The sequence below is a fragment of the Phyllobacterium sp. OV277 genome, assembly GCF_900104355.1.
Taxonomy (GTDB): domain Bacteria; phylum Pseudomonadota; class Alphaproteobacteria; order Rhizobiales; family Rhizobiaceae; genus Phyllobacterium.
In genome coordinates, this window is sequence record NZ_FNIY01000003.1 from 164,920 (window position 1) to 183,227 (window position 18,308).

15 protein-coding genes are annotated in these 18,308 nt (G+C 56.1%); 8 read left to right on the forward strand and 7 right to left on the reverse strand.

The genetic code is table 11. The features are described from left to right. Nucleotides 1-169: 169 nt before the first annotated feature. Nucleotides 170-1,678: an AMP nucleosidase gene (locus BLU05_RS12615; RefSeq protein ID WP_091880520.1), complete on the forward strand. Its 1,509-nt coding sequence runs from the start codon at nt 170-172 to the stop codon at nt 1,676-1,678. An 843-nt stretch (nt 1,679-2,521) separates the two neighbouring features. Then, complete coding sequence (locus tag BLU05_RS12625; RefSeq protein ID WP_091880523.1) at nt 2,522-3,556, forward strand: endonuclease/exonuclease/phosphatase family protein; 1,035 nt, start codon at nt 2,522-2,524, stop codon at nt 3,554-3,556. On the opposite strand, the gene BLU05_RS12630 is transcribed toward BLU05_RS12625, so the two are convergent. Further along, nucleotides 3,540-4,151, reverse strand: a complete 612-nt coding sequence (locus BLU05_RS12630) for a LysE family translocator (protein ID WP_091880524.1) — start codon at nt 4,149-4,151, stop codon at nt 3,540-3,542. The two genes, BLU05_RS12625 and BLU05_RS12630, sit on opposite strands and share 17 nt — an antisense overlap. A gap of 111 nt (nt 4,152-4,262) precedes the next feature. Here BLU05_RS12630 and BLU05_RS12635 point away from each other — a divergent pair, with 111 nt between their 5' ends. Beyond that, nucleotides 4,263-4,724: an Lrp/AsnC family transcriptional regulator gene (locus BLU05_RS12635; RefSeq protein ID WP_091880526.1), complete on the forward strand. Its 462-nt coding sequence runs from the start codon at nt 4,263-4,265 to the stop codon at nt 4,722-4,724. A 59-nt stretch (nt 4,725-4,783) separates the two neighbouring features. Here BLU05_RS12635 and BLU05_RS12640 read toward each other — a convergent pair whose 3' ends face one another. Continuing rightward, entirely contained in the window at nt 4,784-6,451 is a 1,668-nt protein-coding gene (locus BLU05_RS12640; protein ID WP_091880527.1) for an electron transfer flavoprotein-ubiquinone oxidoreductase, read from the reverse strand. Between the two features lie 707 nt (nt 6,452-7,158). On the opposite strand from BLU05_RS12640, the gene BLU05_RS12645 reads away from it, so the two are divergent. The 3 genes from BLU05_RS12645 (at nt 7,159) to BLU05_RS12655 (ending at nt 10,000) form a co-directional block, all read left to right on the forward strand. Beyond that, a complete protein-coding gene (locus tag BLU05_RS12645; RefSeq protein ID WP_175540590.1) occupies nt 7,159-7,758 on the forward strand; it encodes a hypothetical protein in 600 nt (199 codons plus the stop codon). Nucleotides 7,759-7,829: 71 nt separating this feature from the next. Next, nucleotides 7,830-8,651: a uracil-DNA glycosylase gene (locus tag BLU05_RS12650; protein ID WP_091880529.1), complete on the forward strand. Its 822-nt coding sequence runs from the start codon at nt 7,830-7,832 to the stop codon at nt 8,649-8,651. Between the two features lie 101 nt (nt 8,652-8,752). Beyond that, entirely contained in the window at nt 8,753-10,000 is a 1,248-nt protein-coding gene (locus BLU05_RS12655) for an MFS transporter (protein ID WP_091881139.1), read from the forward strand. Here BLU05_RS12655 and BLU05_RS12660 read toward each other — a convergent pair whose 3' ends face one another. Continuing rightward, complete coding sequence (locus tag BLU05_RS12660) at nt 10,001-10,915, reverse strand: DMT family transporter (RefSeq protein ID WP_091881141.1); 915 nt, start codon at nt 10,913-10,915, stop codon at nt 10,001-10,003. A 291-nt stretch (nt 10,916-11,206) separates the two neighbouring features. Here BLU05_RS12660 and pepN point away from each other — a divergent pair, with 291 nt between their 5' ends. Beyond that, nucleotides 11,207-13,852, forward strand: a complete 2,646-nt coding sequence (pepN, locus tag BLU05_RS12665; protein WP_091880530.1) for an aminopeptidase N — start codon at nt 11,207-11,209, stop codon at nt 13,850-13,852. A 388-nt stretch (nt 13,853-14,240) separates the two neighbouring features. Here pepN and BLU05_RS12670 read toward each other — a convergent pair whose 3' ends face one another. Together BLU05_RS12670 and BLU05_RS12675 are read right to left on the reverse strand one after the other, a co-directional pair. Beyond that, nucleotides 14,241-14,459: a type II toxin-antitoxin system RelE family toxin gene (locus BLU05_RS12670; protein ID WP_244518355.1), complete on the reverse strand. Its 219-nt coding sequence runs from the start codon at nt 14,457-14,459 to the stop codon at nt 14,241-14,243. Nucleotides 14,460-14,493: 34 nt separating this feature from the next. Beyond that, a complete protein-coding gene (locus BLU05_RS12675; protein WP_091880533.1) occupies nt 14,494-14,727 on the reverse strand; it encodes a type II toxin-antitoxin system RelB family antitoxin in 234 nt (77 codons plus the stop codon). A 453-nt stretch (nt 14,728-15,180) separates the two neighbouring features. On the opposite strand from BLU05_RS12675, the gene BLU05_RS12680 reads away from it, so the two are divergent. Then, nucleotides 15,181-17,526, forward strand: a complete 2,346-nt coding sequence (locus BLU05_RS12680; protein ID WP_091880534.1) for a PAS domain-containing sensor histidine kinase — start codon at nt 15,181-15,183, stop codon at nt 17,524-17,526. Between the two features lie 12 nt (nt 17,527-17,538). Here BLU05_RS12680 and BLU05_RS12685 read toward each other — a convergent pair whose 3' ends face one another. Further along, nucleotides 17,539-17,907, reverse strand: a complete 369-nt coding sequence (locus BLU05_RS12685) for a helix-turn-helix domain-containing protein (RefSeq protein ID WP_091880536.1) — start codon at nt 17,905-17,907, stop codon at nt 17,539-17,541. Between the two features lie 4 nt (nt 17,908-17,911). Then, a complete protein-coding gene (locus tag BLU05_RS12690; RefSeq protein ID WP_091880537.1) occupies nt 17,912-18,259 on the reverse strand; it encodes a type II toxin-antitoxin system RelE/ParE family toxin in 348 nt (115 codons plus the stop codon). Nucleotides 18,260-18,308 lie beyond the last annotated feature (49 nt).

The window sequence follows — 18,308 nt, forward strand, 5'->3', positions numbered from 1 at the left end:
CGGTCTCCCTGAGAATGAATCCATGCTGTCAAACATAGGTTCCTGACGACTGATCGCAATAGCTGGAATCCGATTTCCAACCACCTTCGGCGCTATGCTGACACTGAATTGAGATTTCACGCTTTTTGCCATCTCCCAACTGACATCCGATTTGACTATATTAGGGAGTATGAACAATCGAATCGGAACAAAAAAACCCGTCGCCATCAGCATGCCACCCCATGTTGAACCCGAAGAATTTACCGACGCGAAAGCCGCCGTGCAGGCGCTGATCGTCCTTTACGAGCGAAATACGCAGTTTCTGCGGGATGGCTTTGACAAGGTCGCCAAGGGTGAAGTGGAAAATAATACGCATTTTCGCGCCTTCTACCCGGAAGTGCGCCTTTCCACATCAAGCTATGCGCAGATCGACTCCCGCCTCGCCTTTGGCCACGTCTCGGCACCCGGACAATATTCGGCAAACATCACCCGGCCCGATCTTTTCGAAAACTACCTCGAAGAACAGATCAGGCTGCTGATCCGCAATCATGGCGGCCCAGTCACGGTACAGGAATCGACAACGCCGATTCCTATCCACTTCGCCTTCCTTGAAGGCACCTATGTGGAATCCTCCGTCGCTGATGCGTTTCAGCGCCCTCTGCGCGATCTCTTCGATGTGCCGGATTTGAATGCCACTGACGACAGGATCGTCAATGGCGAATATGAGAGTGACGATATTGACGGCATCATGCCGCTGTCGCCCTTCACGGCACAGCGCGTTGACTATTCCCTGCATCGCCTGTCGCATTATACGGCGACACGTCCGGTGCATTTCCAGAACTATGTTCTTTTCACCAACTACCAGTTCTACATTGACGAGTTCTGCGCCCTCGCCCGGCAGTTGATGGCCGACGGCGGTGGCGGTTACGAGCGGTTCATTGAGCCCGGCAATCTGATCACCGAAGCCGGACATGATGCACCGACATCAGGTGTACCAATCGGGCGGCTGCCGCAAATGCCTGCCTATCATCTGGCCAAGAAAGACAATGCCGGCATCACGATGGTCAATATCGGCGTCGGCCCTTCCAATGCCAAGACCATAACCGACCATATTGCCGTGCTGCGTCCACATGCATGGCTGATGCTTGGCCATTGCGCTGGGCTTCGCAACACGCAGGCGCTCGGCGACTATGTGCTTGCCCACGCCTATGTGCGTGAAGACCACGTTCTGGATGACGACCTGCCCGTCTGGGTGCCGATCCCGGCACTTGCCGAAGTACAGGTGGCGCTGGAACAGGCCGTTGCGGAAATTACCGGTCTTGAGGGTTATGATCTGAAGCGCATCATGCGCACGGGAACAGTCGCCACAATCGACAATCGCAACTGGGAACTGCGCGACCAGCGCGGGCCGGTAAAGCGCCTGTCGCAATCGCGCGCCATAGCACTCGACATGGAGTCGGCAACCATCGCCGCCAACGGCTTCCGCTTCCGGGTGCCCTATGGAACGCTGCTGTGCGTTTCCGACAAGCCCCTCCACGGCGAATTGAAATTGCCGGGTATGGCAACGGAGTTCTACAAGCGTCAGGTCGCCCAGCATTTGCAGATCGGCATTCGCGCACTGGAGAAGCTGGCGGAAATGCCACCGGAAAAACTCCACTCGCGCAAGTTGCGCAGCTTCTTCGAAATGGCCTTCCAGTAGCAAAGACGGGGCTTTTTTCCCGTTTAGCCCTGCAATTCAACCAATTGTTGTTTGGAAATACGTGCGGAAATTGCTATATTGTCCTTGGAGTGGAGGCGAGCTTACGCCCGCCCCCGTTTCCTCAGAGAGTAAAACGAACCCGGATGATCAGCTGCCAGCTACTCCGGGTTCTTTTTACTTCGAGGGTGATGCTGAGTGGTTTACGCCACATCATGTCACCTCCAGGTTTGAGAGCAAGGCCATTGCCATGGTCGGGGAGGCCTATCTCCTCGATACACCGGCTGGCTCGGTGCGTGCTGCTTCGCTCTCAAATGCGAGATGACACAGTCTTGGCAAACTCTCCGGCGATGGCAACAAATGCAGGGTTGAAAGGCATCACGCGCTGCATTTCACAGTTGTCTCCGCATGCATTTTTGATGCTGAAAGCCAGTTGTTCGAGGAAATTCGGCTTGGAAAAGCGGGGAAAATGCCGTATCCTTCCGGAGTGGAGGCGGGCTTTCGCCCACCCCCTTTTCCTAGAAGTTAAATCGAACCCGGATCACCAGCTGCCAGCCGGTCCGGGTTCTTTTTACTTCCAGGGTGATGCTCAGTGGTTTACGCCACATCATGTCACCTCCAGGTTTGAGAGCAAGGCCATTGCCATGGTCGGGGAGGCCTATCTTCCCGATACACCGGCTGGCTCGGTGCGTGCTGCTTCGCTCTCAAATGCGAGATGACCCAGTCTTGGCAAATTTCAGGCGAACGACAACGAATGCAGAGTTGAATATTCAACGGGTTCTACAGTTGAGAGTTGTTTTCTCATCCATCTTGATTGCGTCGCAATTGAACGTTTAATGCGTGACCATGGTAACAACGACAAAATCGTCCTGGATGAAGCTTGCGGCCGTGCTGGTGCCGGTTCTGCTATCGGTGCCTTTGGTTCTCGGTTTTTTTGGTTCCGTTCATCCGGCTTTTGATGCTTTTGCGCATTTTCGCATGCATCTTGCCGGGCTGATGATCATTACGGCCTTACCGGCGCTATTCATGGGCTTGTGGCGCGAAGGCCTGATGGCGATTGTGCTTGCGGTGATGGCCCTGTCGACTGTCCTTGCGCCTACCCCGTCACCGGCTTCTGCCGGAACATCCCGTGTGGCGGAACCATCTGGTCGGCCTGAGTACAAGCTGTTGCAGCTGAATCTTCGCTTTGACAATGTCGAACAGACTGACGTGATCCGATTGATCGCGCAACAGGCCCCTGACGTCATTACGTTGCAGGAAGTCTCGGACAGCTGGCGACCGAAGTTTGCAGCAATTGAAGCGCGCTATCCCTACAATATCTATTGCCCCAGCACGAAGCGCATTGGCGGCGTTGCCATCCTCTCGCGCCGCCCCTTCGCTCTTGGCACCACGCCGCAATGCATTGGCAACGCCCTCGCAGGCATGGCGCGTATCGATTTTGGTGGGCGCAGTGCATTGATCGCCGCATTGCATCTTGAGTGGCCGTGGCCATTCACGCAGGCCGAGAATGTCGAGGAGTTGCGACCCTACTTCGAGCGGTTGCAAGGGCCGATGATTGTCGCCGGGGATTTCAATGCTGTGCCATGGAGCCAGACCGTTCGCCAGATTACGGAAGCGAGCAAGACCCGCTCGGTGGATGGCTTGCGTCCAAGCTGGCTCGTCAATGGCACATTGGCCAAGGCGGCGCGCTGGATCGGCATGCCGCTCGATCACATTCTTGTCTCGGATCGTATATCGGGCATGCGTGTTGAAACGCTGCGGCCGGTTGGATCAGATCATTTGCCACTGCTTCTGCGGTTTGCCGTCGATGGAGCTGACGAGGACGGCCATGATCTGCAGACCGTTATGCTGACGGATCAACCCATCACTTCAGTGCCATAAAACCGGCGGCAATGATCAACAGACCACCGGCACCGCCTTCGACCATCTTACGGCTGCCATCACTAAAATTGCCCCGCCGACCGGCTGCACCAATGACCATGCTCAGGACTACATAGACGATCCCGCACAGTACAACGAAGATTGCGGACAGCACGCCCGCCTGTAGAGCAACGCTGCCCGTATGGCTCATGAACTGGGGCAGGATGGCGAAGTAAATCATCATGCCCTTGGGATTAAGAACAGCCGTGAGAAAACCACGCTGCAGGATTGCACGGCCCGGGTCCGGCGACAGGGTGAGCTTTCCGGTTGTCGTCGCAGACCGGATCAGCTGGAACGCCAGATAGACGAGATAGGCCACGCCCAGCCATCGCAATGCTTCGAAAAGCACAGGCGAAGCTGCAATAACAGCCGCGACGCCCAACGCCACCAGAACCGAGTGCACGACATAGCCAAGGCAAATGCCCGCTGTTGCTCTTAAGCCAGCAGTTGCTCCCCCAGATAGCGATTGCGAGGCCACGAAAAGCATATCGGGACCCGGTGTGCAGATCAGCGGCAGGACAGTGGCTGCGAAGAAAATGAGTGTGGCGGTTTCCATAACTGACATCCTAGACCAGATTGCCAGCAATTGGATTGCTAAGATGCCATATAATTCTATAGTGTTGGCATTCTTACCGTAAAAACACCGCTACCTTGATACAGGATGCCAATGCAGCTTGATGACATAGACAGACGCATTCTCCGCGCGTTGCAACGGGATGGCCGGATACAAAACACTGAGCTTGCCAAAGAGGTGGGCTTGTCGCCTTCCCCCTGTCTGCGGCGGGTGAAGCTGCTTGAAGAGGCTGGTGTGATCGACCGCTATGTCGCTGTTCTGAATGCGGTAAAGGTGAACCTCGGCCTGTCGATGTTTGCGCGGGTGTGGCTGACCGCACAGGATGCGGAAACAATCGACCACTTTATCGAAGCAATGAAGCAGCTGCCGCAAGTGGTGGAGTGCTACATTATGCTTGGTGAAAGCGATGCGCTGCTGCGCGTTGTCGTGGCTGACCTGGATGACTACAGGCGCTTTCAATCGGCGCATCTCACCCGCAAAAACGGTATTCAGAACGTGAAGACAGATGTGCCAAGCCAGACGGTCAAACAGACCTACGCTTTGCCGCTCCCATAAAAAAACCGCCTGCAATGGATGCAGGCGGTTTTGATTTCACGCGGGAACTGAACGCCCAATCACATGCTGGTATAAACAGGCCCTTCGCCGCCCTGCGGCGGCACCCAGTTGATATTCTGGTTCGGGTCCTTGATATCGCAGGTTTTGCAGTGAACACAGTTCTGCGCATTGATCACGAATTTCGGGCCTGTGCTTTCTTCAACCCATTCATAGACACCTGCCGGGCAATAGCGCGTGGATGGCCCCGCATAGACATCATGCTCGGATGACTTTTGCAGTGCTGCGTCCTTGACGATCAGGTGAACAGGTTCGTTCTCCTCGTGGTTCGTGTTGGACAGGAACACGGAAGAAAGCCGGTCAAAGGTCAGTACGCCATCAGGTTTCGGATAGGCAATCGGCTTGTGCTTGGCTGCCGGTTCCAGTGCTGCCGCGTCAGATTTGCCGTGTTTCCACGTTCCAAAAGGCGACCAGCCACCGAAAATCGTGTTCAACCACATGTCGAGGCCGCCAAGCACCACGCCGCCGACGGTGCCAAGCTTGGACCACATCGGCTTGACGTTGCGCACGCGCTTCAGATCCTTGCCGATCTCGCTTGAACGCCAGGCATTCTCGTAGGAAATAAGCTCGTCATTGGTGCGGCCAGCGGCCAGTGCTTCCGCTGCATGTTCGGCAGCCAGCATGCCCGAGAGCATGGCATTGTGCGAACCCTTGATGCGCGGAACGTTGACGAAACCGGCAGAGCAACCAATCAGCACGCCGCCGGGGAATGACAGTTTTGGCACCGACTGCCAGCCGCCTTCGGTAATTGCGCGCGCACCATAGCCAATCCGCTTGCCGCCTTCGAATGTACCGCGAATGGCCGGATGCGTCTTGAAGCGCTGGAATTCCTCGAATGGCGACAGATAGGGGTTCTTGTAGTTGAGGTGCATGACGAAGCCGACGGCAACCGTATTGTCCTCAAGGTGATAGAGGAACGAGCCGCCACCGGTCTTCAGATCAAGCGGCCAACCGAATGAATGCTGCACCAGCCCCAGCTTGTGCTTTGCCGGATCGATCTGCCAAAGCTCTTTCAGGCCGATACCGAACTTGGCCGGTTCCTTGCCTTCATCGAGCTTGAACTTGGTGATCAACTGCTTGGCGAGCGACCCGCGTGCGCCTTCGGCAATGAGCGTATATTTGCCAAGAAGTGCCATGCCCCGCGTATAGGCCGGGCCATGCGATCCATCTTTCTCGATGCCCATATCACCGGTGGCAACACCGATCACCGCGCCATTGTCGTCATAGAGAACTTCGGAACCGGCAAATCCAGGATAAATCTCGACGCCCAGTTCTTCCGCCTTGGTGCCGAGCCAGCGGCAGACATTGCCGAGCGACACGATGAAATTGCCGTGATTGTTCATCAGTGGCGGCATGGCGAAATTCGGCAGGCGAACCGAGCCAGCGGGTCCAAGAACGAGAAAATGATCCGCAGTTACCGGGGTCTTGAAGGGATGCCCCTCCTCTTCGCGCCAGCCGGGCAGCAGCTTGTCGACACCAACAGGATCGACCACGGCACCGGACAGAATATGGGCACCGACCTCGCCGCCCTTTTCAAGCACAACGACCGAAAGTTCAGGGTTGATCTGCTTGAGCCTGATCGCTGCAGACAGGCCCGAAGGACCGCCGCCGACAATCACGACATCAAACTCCATGCTCTCCCGCTCTGGAAGTTCGGTTGTCTCGCTCATAAAACCCTCCTGAATGCTCTGCCCCGCAAACACTTCGCCTGTGTTTTTCCCAGTTGTAGCGCAACAATAGCCGTATGACAGAGGCTAGCATCCATTCAAGATGCGGCCAATTGCCCTCATCCTACGACCATACATTGGTTTTTTAAGTTACCTTGACGTAAACGTCAATATTCTTGAGTGCGGTGCGACAGATTATCCGTGGTTCGACATAACAACCATGAGGGAGAGTGGGGATGCAAGGATAATCGCCAAGGGTGCAGAACTTGGTACCCTGCAATCCACCACTATCCCCACAACCCACCCCCCTCTCCCTCATGGTTGTTATGTCGAACCACGAACCTCGCGTGATTGCCTCGCCAAGTTTCACCCCCCTCTGTCCTGTCGGACATCTCCCCCACAAGGCGGGAGATCAGCCTTCAATACGGCCTTTGCGAAATCTGAAGCATTTCCGGTTGTGCAAAGGCGTTCATGTCAATGTGATCTCCCCCTTGTGGGGGAGATGTCCGACAGGACAGAGGGGGGTGATTGCTGAGGGTTCTGCAAAAATCAGCTGATCTACCGCAGTTGCACAACCGCCATAGAGAGAACTGCAACCGGCAATCATGCCCAGTTGCGACTTTACACATTTCGTTCATACTCGTGCCAATTGAAATGTCTCGAATAATAAACTGCTGGTGGACTGGGGATAACCAACAAGCGGAGACGGGATGAGATCGCTTCGGATGATCTGGGCATTGGGCGGCTTTCTGGCCGTCAGTATGATTTTCAGCCATTCATCTGCGCAGGAGCAAAAGATCTGGACTGCCGGGCAGTATAATTTTTCCGACGAGCTTGGCGGTTTCACCATCCGCTCGATCAGTGGAACCGGCTCTGCCGACGACCCGATTGTCATTACCGAAGAACTGAATGCGATTGCTCCGGTCACTTTGGTCATTCGAACCGAGAAACTGGAGCAGCTCAATCCCACCACCGAAGAAGGGGGCATTCTGTTCCATTTGCAGGTCAGAACAGTCAATGGCAGCGGACATCCGTGGGTGGAATTCGTCTTTGAATTGCAGGAAATTCTCGGCAAACCGAGCGACTATGGTGACGGGCTGTCCTTTTATCAGCCTGGCGACAAGACAGGGATGATCCATTCCAATCTCTTTGCCACCTATGACGATAATTTCGAACCCTATGATCGGATGATCTTCCGGGATGGCAAAGTTGATCCCAACGCCAATGCCAGTTTCGATTTTCCCGTTGGCGACTTTACCCCCAAGCGGACATTTTATCTGGTGCAGGAGCCGCGCATTCCCTCCACCTGACCTTGCAATCCCGCGCGCAATTTGCGACTTGAAAGACAAGCCCACTCAAATCCGGGCTAAAGGATTGTCCATTGCCTGACCTGCGTGAACTCTTGCACTTTTATGCTGAAGCCGGTGTCGACTCACCGCTTGAGGACGTGCCAGTTGATCGCTTTGCGGTGGAGCCGGCGCGCGCACCTGTTCAGGCACCCCCGGCGCGAACAGCACCTCAACCAGAACGATCGAGGCCAGAGCCACAGGCCGCTGCTGCCCCCGCCCTTAACAAGACGTCCGTACCCGACGATACCAAGATTGCACTGGCCCGCCAGCTTGCCTCCAGCGCCACGACACTCGAACAGTTGCGCGAGCAGCTCGCCTCGTTCGATGGTTGCAATCTTAAATTCACCGCGAAGAATCTGGTCTTTGCCGATGGCAATCCGAATGCGCCCATCATGTTTGTTGGCGAGGCGCCCGGACGCGAGGAGGATCTGGAAGGTGTGCCGTTCATCGGGCGTTCCGGGCAGTTGCTGGATCGCATGCTGGCAGCCATTGGCCTTGATCGCACCGGCGTCTATATCGCCAATACCATTCCATGGCGCCCGCCGGGCAACCGGACACCGACGCCGCTGGAAACCGAGATTTGCCGCCCGTTCTTTGAACGGCAGATCGAGCTTGCCAATCCCAAACTACTCGTTGCCCTTGGTGGTCCCGCCGCCAAGGCTTTAACCCATGCGCCTGAGGGTATTTTGCGGCTGCGCGGCAACTGGAAAACCCACGGGACTGCCGCAGGCATCGACATTCCTGTTATGCCGACCCTGCACCCGGCCTATCTCCTGCGCAACGCGGCGCAAAAGCGCTTTGCCTGGCGGGATTTCATCGCCGTCAAAATGCAGTTGCGCACATTAACGCAATAATCCATATGCCATGGCGCAAAACTGGAATGACGGTGTCGTAATTTCCGGCTCTGGAGCCCGGTGAACCCTGTACTTTCGGTATGGAAACGCAGGGTACCCATATGTTTCGTCAGCTCTTGCCGATCACGGCGCTATTGACCAGCACCTTCCTGATGCTGACCGCCGGAGGTTTGGCAGGAATTCTTCTGCCCCTGCGCGCGGGAATTGAAGGCTGGTCACCGACCACGGTCGGTTGGCTCGGCACTGGCTATGCCCTCGCCTTCACCGGCGGCTGCATTGTCGTTCCCCGCCTTGTGCGGCGCGTCGGTCATGTCCGTGTTTTCGCCGTTCTTCTCACCCTGCTCTCCATGTCGATGCTGATGCATGGACTCATTATCGACCCGTGGGCATGGACCTTGTTCCGTGCACTGGCCGGTTTCTCGCTGGCGGGCAGCTACATGGTCATTGAAAGCTGGCTCAACGAGCGTGTCACCAACGCCACGCGCGGCATGGTGTTTTCGATTTACATGATTGTTTCGATGATCGGGCTTCTGGTCGGGCAATATATTCTGCCCTTCGGCAATCCGGCGACGCAGGCGCTGTTCATGATCGGCGCGCTGATCTATGCGGCCGCTCTCATTCCAACCGGGCTTTCCAATGCCCAGTCACCGCGCCCGCTGACACAGGTTTCGCTTGATCTGCCCGGCCTTTACCGCAAATCACCCGCCGCCATGATCGGCTCGCTGATTGCGGGTATCATTGCAGGCGCGTGGAATTTTCTTTCGGCGATCTATGGCCGCGAAATCGGTCTTTCCACGTTTGACATTGCCACGATGATCGCCAGCGCCATGATCGGTGGCGCAATCTTCCAGTATCCCATTGGCCGCATTTCCGACTTTGTTGACCGGCGCTATGTGATGGTGGTCGCAGGGATAATCGGCGTGTTCCTGTCGGTGACGATGATCATCGTCCAGCCTGTCACGCCGTGGGTTATCTATTCACTGATGTTTGCATTCGGCACGGTACTGTTTCCAATCTATTCTCTGAATGTTGCCCATGCCAATGATTTTGCCGAGCCGAGCGAGTTCGTCAAAGTGTCAAGCGGGCTGCTGATCGTCTATGGCATTGGCAGCATGATCGGCCCGCAGATTGCCGGACGTCTGATGGATGTGAGCGGCCCCTCCGGGTTCTTTATGACCATGGCAGGTTGTTATGCTGCCTATGCTTCCCACGCTTTCTGGCGCAGTTTGCGTCGCGCACGGCAGGTGCCGTCGGAGCGGCCGGATTTTGTCTATCATCCGCATGACCGGCCACAGACGCCGGAAACGCTCAAGCTCAATCCGGCGCTCGGCACGGCGAAAGAAGACTGATCAGCCCTGTGGCGTCGAGACTTTGCGCGCCCTCGCCCGGGCAAGACCCAGACGATGTTCCCGATAGATGATGAAAATGCCTGCGCTGATCACAATGACCGCGCCCGTCATCATCTCGTTTGACGGGATATCGCCGAACAGCAGATAGCCGATAGCAAGGCCAAGCAGCATGGACGTATATTCGAACGGTGCGATGGTCGACATATCCGCATGGCGGTAGCTTTCCGTCAAAAGGATTTGCGCCACACCACCTGCAATCCCCGCCATGATAAGGAATGTTGCCTGCGCCGGGCTCGGCCAGACCCAGCCGAATGGCAGGCTGACCAGCGCGATGATGCTGGATGCAATAGAGAAATAGACAACGATGGTCGGTGTCCGCTCTGTTTGCACCAGCCGTCGCACCAGAAGCATGGCGATTGCGGCAAGTCCTGCCCCGCACAGCGTCGCCAGTGCGCCAATAGCCTGATCACCGCCAAACTCGCTATCCCCCGTGAAGAACGACATGCGCGGCCATAGGATAATCAGCACACCAGCCAAACCGATGAAAACCGCAGTCCAGCGATAAAGCCGTACAGTCTCGCGCAGGAACAATGCACTGCACAGCACAGTCAGCAACGGCGTGGCATAGCTGATGGCAATCGCTTCGGGCAATGGCAGCTTGGTAAGGCCATAAAAGCTTGCGCTCATGGCGCTGACCCCGACGAACCCGCGCCAGAAATGGCTGAAAGGCTCGCTTGTCTTGAACGCCACGTTGAGCTGGCCTTGCCAGGCGATAAAGATGATGACCGGAAAAATGGCGAAGAAGGAGCGGAAAAACACCAGCTGTCCCGCCGGTATTCCGTCCGAAGCTTTGAGCAGGCTGGACATGCAGACGAACACACAGACCGAAGCGACCTTGAGGCCAATTCCGAGCATGACATTGGTGCTGCGCACGGTATCCACGAGGGGTGGTCCACCATCTTTCTGGTGAACAATAGGTGCCACGACTGGTATTCCTTGAGGGAGCGACGGAGAAAACGATAATTGATATATCTGTATAGGCTGCTTCGCCGTTTGGCACCAGATGGCAGAACGATCACGTTGCATGTATCGAGCACATATGGAAGTGAACAAAAGCAACAGCATACGCCGAAAAACTAATGGCTTTTGTTGTGCATGGGAGAAAACACGGTTAGGGTCCGGCACCACAAAAAGGACAGTTCCCCGATGCGTACCGATACCGGCCAGGTCTTTCATCTCGAAGATTACAAGCCAACAGATTTTCTTATTCCCGAAACCCATCTCGAATTCTCGCTTCATCCCGAGCGCACCATCGTCAAGTCGACATTGCACATTGAACGCCGGCCGGGCGTTTCCGCTGGTGCATCACTTGTCCTTGACGGTGACGAACTGAAGCTTGTGGATATCAGCATCGATGGCGTGGCGCTGGGCGACAATGCCTATGTAGCGACGCCTGATCGCCTTGAAATCAGCGCCCTGCCCGAGAGCGGCACGTTCAAATTGCAGATCACCACGGAAATCAATCCGACCACCAACCGCCAGTTGACGGGGCTTTACCGTTCCAGTGGTGTTTACTGCACCCAGTGCGAAGCGGAAGGTTTCCGCCGCATCACCTATTTCTATGATCGTCCTGACCTGTTGTCCGTCTATACGGTGCGGGTTGAAGCTGGCATGAAGGAAGCGCCGCTGCTTCTGGCTAACGGCAATCCAGGCGAAAAAGGTGCGCTTGCCGATGGCAGGCATTTTGCCGTCTGGCACGATCCGCATCCCAAACCCGCCTATCTCTTCGCGCTTGTTGCTGGTGATCTCGGTGTCATCACCGACAGTTTCACCACGGCTTCTGGCCGCCATGTCGATCTCGGCATCTATGTTGAGCACGGCAAGGAGCCACGCGCGCTCTATGCCATGGATGCGCTCAAGCGTTCGATGAAATGGGATGAGGATGTCTTTGGCCGCGAATATGATCTCGACGTCTTCAACATTGTCGCCGTTTCCGACTTCAACATGGGCGCGATGGAGAACAAGGGCCTCAACGTCTTTAACGACAAATATGTTCTGGCTGACCACGAGACCGCGACCGATACGGACTATGCTGGCATTGAAGCCGTTATCGCCCATGAATATTTCCACAATTGGACCGGCAATCGCATCACCTGCCGTGACTGGTTCCAGCTTTGTCTCAAGGAAGGGCTGACCGTTTACCGCGATCATGAGTTTTCGGCTGACATGCGCTCGCGTGCTGTCAAGCGCATTGCCGAGGTCAAGGGCCTCAAGGCGCACCAATTCCCTGAAGATGCAGGTCCGCTCGCCCATCCGGTGCGGCCGCGTCAGTTTCGCGAGATCAACAATTTCTACACGGCCACCGTCTATGAAAAAGGGTCGGAAGTGGTGCGTATGATCCGCACCATTCTGGGTGCCGAATTGTTCCGCAAGGGTATGGACCTCTATTTCGAGCGCCATGACGGCGATGCAGCCACGATCGAAGACTTCATCAAGGTGTTCGAGGATGCCTCCGGCGAGGATCTGAGCCAGTTCTCACTGTGGTATGAACAGGCCGGTACGCCGAACCTCGCCATTACCTATGATTATGATCAGGCAACGCAGACATTCGAAATCGAAATCGAGCAGTCGCTGAAAGCCACACCGGGACAGTCGTCGAAGAAGCCGATGCACATCCCTGTGCAATTTGCCCTGCTGGGTGCCAAAGGGCGCGAGCTGAAGCCGAAATCGGTCAAGGGCGGCACGGTCAAGGGCGATGTCATCCGTCTGTTCAAGCGCAAGGAGCGGCTAAGCTTCTCCGGCATTACCGAGCGGCCGGTGCCCTCGTTGCTGCGTGGCTTCTCTGCTCCTGTTACCTTGACCAGCGAGCTGACCCGTTCTGATCTCGCCTTTCTCGCCCGCCATGATGGCGATGCAGTCAATCGCTGGCAGGCGCTGACACAGCTTCTGGCTGCAAAGCTCACCAGCAATTCAAAGCGTGTGCGCGGCGGCAAACCGGCGACAATCGAAAGCTCATCGATCAAGCTGCTCGGCGAGATTGCGTTCAACAGTTCCCTCGACGAAGCGTTCCGGGCTCTTTGCCTGAGCCTGCCGTCGGAAAGCGATATTGCGCGGGAACTTGGCAGCAATATCGACCCCGATGCGATTCTGGGCAGCCGCGAGGCATTTATGCGTGCTGTTGCCGAAGCGCACGCGCACAAGTTCGATCAGCTTTATGATGATCTCGACCATAGCGGCCCGTTCAAGCCCGATGCGGCCAGTGCCGGACGGCGCGCATTTCGCAATGTGCTGCTTGATTATCTGAGTGTGGCTGAAGGCAATCCAAAGCGCGCCGCGGCCCAATTCACCCATGCTGATAATATGACAGACCGCGTGGCTGCCCTCGGTGTCCTCGTCCAGCGTTTTGGTGACAGCGAGGCGACCAAGGCGGCGCTCAAGGCGTTTGAAGAGCGTTTCGGCAATGACCCGCTCGTTATGGACAAGTGGTTCATTGTGCAGGCCACCCAGCCGGGTGCCGATGCTCTGACACGCGTGCGCGCTTTGATGGCACACAAGCTGTTCTCGCTGGATAATCCAAACCGGACACGCGCGCTGATCGGTGCTTTCTCCAGCGGCAACCAGACTGGTTTCAACCGTGCCGATGGAGAGGGCTATCGCTTTTTTGCCGAAACGATCCTCATCATCGACAAGAAGAACCCGCAGCTTGCGGCGCGGCTCCTGACGGCCATGCGCTCGTGGCGTTCATTCGAAGCAATCAGGCGGGAGCATGCGCGGGAAGCGCTGGCTTCCATTGCCGTGGTTGAAGGCTTGTCTGCCGACGTGCGCGATATCGTCGAAAGGACGCTTGCCTAGGTTTGAGGGCCTCCCCCCAACGCTCGCACCTTCCTCACCTCGGGGAGGGTAAGCATGGTGCCTTTTGCCTCTCTTCGCTTCAGGTGCCAGCCATATCGCGTGGTTCGACAGGCTCACCATGAGGGAGAGAGGTGATGAAAGGACAATCCCCCATCTCCGTCATCCTCGGGCTTGACCCGAGGACCCATGGCTAAAGAGATCAGCGAACCCGAGTGTTCGGCGTATCTAAATGGTGGGTCCTCGGGTCAAGCCCGAGGATGACGGAGATGGAAGGAGCTACATTCTGCATCTTTCGAGATTGGTATAGCAGCCTCACTCTCCCTCATGGTGGGCTTGTCGAACCACGAACCACGCGAAATGTCGTTGCTGTTGGGTGAGGCTATATCCCCTAGCGATATATCTCGCGGCGATGACCAATTTCAATGACGAGAACAACAAGTCTGTGGTCCTGTATTTCACAGATTATTCGATAATCACCCACGCGGTATCGCCATAAACTACCGAGCTTTGCGCCTCGCAGGCCCTTCCCCGTCTGACGAGGGTCATCCAGAGAGGCAATCCGGGAGGCCAGAAATGTTATGATACGCCTTGCCTCGATTTCTCCCATTTTCGACAAGCGTTTTTCTGCCGTGACCGAAAGCTCAATCCTCCAAGCCAAGACGCTGCTTCACTTGTTCAAGGGAATGAGTTTGTTCGTCACCGCGCCGAATGCGCTCAAGCACCTGCTCGGCCGAATATATATCCTCCAGATCATCAAGATATTCGTCCAGAGCTTCACGAATGTAATAGGCCGTTGTCCTGCCCGTGCGGGAAGAAAGGACTTGCAGCCGTTCGTATGTTTCATCCGGAAGGCGGATGGCTGTTTGCTTGCTCATTTTCCCTACTTTCTTAGATATGGGATACATATACCCCATGGTAGCAAAACCGCTTTCAGAAATCTATTGGACCATTGGCTAACCACATCAGGACAGAACTGGAATTAGAAAACCAACCTCGTTCTCCCTCCGATTTTTGGTCGACCCATCACTGCTTCGTACTGGTTTTTGCGCAAAGATTCGGCTGCCGTTTCCGCATTTCACTGACCCAACCGGTTATCCACTGGCTGGGGCATAATTTTACCCCCGCAGGCGATTTTCCCGGTCTTGGAGTCTTTTCAAAGGCTTAGCGGAATCGGCTCGCGAACTGATTCACGGCTGCCACAATGATTGCTAAATATTTAACAAAAGGACTGGACACAGCGAATCAGTTTTGATTCACTATGGGTGCTTCGGATGTGCGGCGTGGCGAAGCAAATCACTGATTATAAAGGCAATTGAGGGGGCCATTCGATGGCAAATGCGGACGCGTATCGCGCGCCGACGGGGAAGACTTATGCCGGAAAGCGGGAGACTGCGCGGGGGCGCACCCGTCTTTCCGGACATATCAAACTTCTCGCTGACCCTGCCTATGGCAAGCTGCTCGCTGCCGAACCCTACCTGCGCCGGGCTATCCCGCCGCTGATCATTATTTTCCTCATCATCCTGGCCAGTGCCCGTGCTATGTCGCTGCTGTCGTGGCGCGACGATACGGAACGCACGGCCCGTGCCACGCTGTCGTTGGCCGCAAGCCACATGGCCAGCATTATCGACAACCGCATGAAGGCTGGTCAGAAACTCGACAGCGGTGAGTTGCAGAACATTATTGCCGAGATGCGTTCCAATGATCTCATCCCTCAGGGCATGTGGATCGCCATTGCATCGGGTGAATCGAAGATCGTCGCCTCTTCGGAGGGTGGCGATCGCTGGCGCGACAAGAACCTCGAAAGCTTTGTTACCAATGGCCAGCCGCTTTTCCTGTTCGGCGAGCGCGCCGGGGTGATGGAAGTGCGCATGAATGGCACGGCGGGCCTCGCCGCTTTCAGCCGTACCGGCAGCGGTGGTTATTCGGTATTCGTGATGCATCCGGTTGACGCGATATTTGCTGAATGGCGACGGATGATCTCGGTCAATGTGACGCTGTTTGCCGGAACAGCCGCCATCATGCTGGTTGTCCTCTACGCCTATTTCAGCCAGTCGGCCCGGGCGCAGGATGCGGACGCGCTGTATCAACACACACAGGCGCGGGTCGACACGGCACTGGCACGCGGGCGCTGCGGATTGTGGGATTGGGACATGGCGCGCGGCCGGGTCTACTGGTCGCGGTCAATGTACGAAATGCTTGGTTATGAGGCCTATGACGCGATCCTGTCGCTTGGCGATATCTCCTCCATCATTCATGAGGATGACGACAAGCTTTACAGTCTGGCGGCACAGGTGGCGGCGGGAGAGATTACCCAGATCGATCGCGTGTTCCGCATGCGCCACGCCGAGGGCCATTGGGTCTGGATGCGGGTGCGCGCCCAGGTTGCCGATGCAACGGTCGGCGATACGCATCTCGTCGGCGTTGCCGTGGACGTCAGCGAACAGCACCGCTTTGCCCAGCAGACCGCGCAGGCTGACCAGCGCATCCGTGAAGCCATTGAAAGCATTTCCGAGACCTTCGTTCTCTGGGATGCGGATAATCGCCTCGTCATGTCCAACAGCAAGTTCAATCAATATTCCGGCCTTGCCAATGAATGCCTGCTGCCCGGCATCAGCCGCGAGGAACTGGAGCCACGCATCCGCGCCGTCGCTTTTGAAAAGCGCATGGCCAATGAGCATGGCCGCGCTGGCGCCCTCACCTTTGAGCGGCAGCTGGCCGATGGTCGTTGGCTACAGGTCAATGAACGCCGCACCCAGGATGGCGGGCTGGTATCCGTCGGCACTGACATTACCCAGCTCAAAGTGCATGAGGAGCGGCTTGTCGACAGCGAGCGCCGCCTGATGGCGACCATTCACGACCTTAGCCTAGCCCGTAAATCGGAAGTGGAACGCACGCTGGAGCTGACCGAACTCAACAGCAAATATGCAGTTGAAAAGGAACGCGCTGAAGCGGCCAACCGGGCCAAATCCGAATTTCTCGCCAACATGTCGCACGAGTTGCGCACGCCGCTCAACGCCATTATCGGCTTCTCGGAAATCATGCATTCCGGCACGTTCGGGCCGCTCGGCTCGGATCGCTATGAGGAATATGTGCAGGACATCCACACCAGCGGCAATTACCTGCTCAACGTCATCAATGACATTCTCGACATGTCGAAGATCGAAGCCGGGCATTTCTCGCTGGACCGTGAGGAGATCGATCTTTGCCCGCTGATCAATGAGACCGTGCGCGTGGTCTCGTTGCAGGCGTTGAACAAGAACGTGAAGGTGGAGACGAAGATTGCCGATTGCGTCACGCTCAATGCCGACCGGCGCGCCATCAAGCAGATCCTGATCAACCTTCTGTCCAATGCGGTGAAGTTCACCGATACCGGCGGGCGCATCTCGGTGCGCGCCCGCAAAGTGTCAGGCGCGCTGGTCTTTACCATTGAGGACACCGGCTGCGGCATCCCGAAATCGGCGCTGAAAAAAATCGGCCAACCCTTTGAGCAAGTGGAAAACCAGTTCACCAAGACCCATACGGGTTCGGGCCTTGGCCTCGCTATCTCCCGCTCGCTGACAGAACTGCATGGCGGTGCGCTGAAAATCCGCTCCACGGAAGGCGTCGGCACCATCGTCTCCGTGCGCATTCCCACCCGGACCATTGGTCCGGTTCGGGAGGAATGGCGGGTTTAGCGCCGGATGATTTCAGTGCGTTTCGATTTTTACGCGCGATTTTACTGGCTTGCCTGAACGAAGCGGTATTTCCGCATGGGTACCATCGGGGAAATCAGCGACAATCTTGAATGTGCCGCCAAGTCCAAGCACATATTTCTCAAGCGTTTTCAGTTGCACATTTTCCGTATGGTTTTCGATACGGGAGATTTCTCCCTGCTGTAACCCCGTCGCCTGCGCAAGATCATTTTGCGTCACATCGAGCGCTTTGCGGACTTCTGCGAGGTGCATCGCCTCGATGATTGCGGATGCACCCGCCTGAATCTTTTTCTGACGGTCTTCCGAAAGAGTGGCGATGCGCTCCATTACCGGTCGAAATTCCGATTTCCTGAATTTTGCCATTGCCCTATTCCTCTGCTTCCAGCCACTCGTCAAAGCGCTTATCCGCCTCCTTGATGAGAAGTTTGTAGAACCGTTTTTGACTGATGCCTTCTTTATTGCCGCCGATCAGGATCACCGCCTGCCGTTCCGGGTCAAAAGCAAAAGCGAAACGCCAGGCGCCTTTGAGTGCAAAACGGATTTCTTTCATGTTCGTGTGTTTCGAACCATGAAGCGTATCAACAAGCGGACGACCCAGATTCGGGCCTACTTTCCCAAGCGCAACAAGCACTTCATCCAGCTTGTCTGCAACGTCTGGATCAAGGTCTTTCTGTTCTCTCGAAAACTCGGGATGCTCAAGAACTGTCCAACTCATGGCCGAATATAGGTTACAACCTATATCAGTTCAAGCAGATATTTCTCAA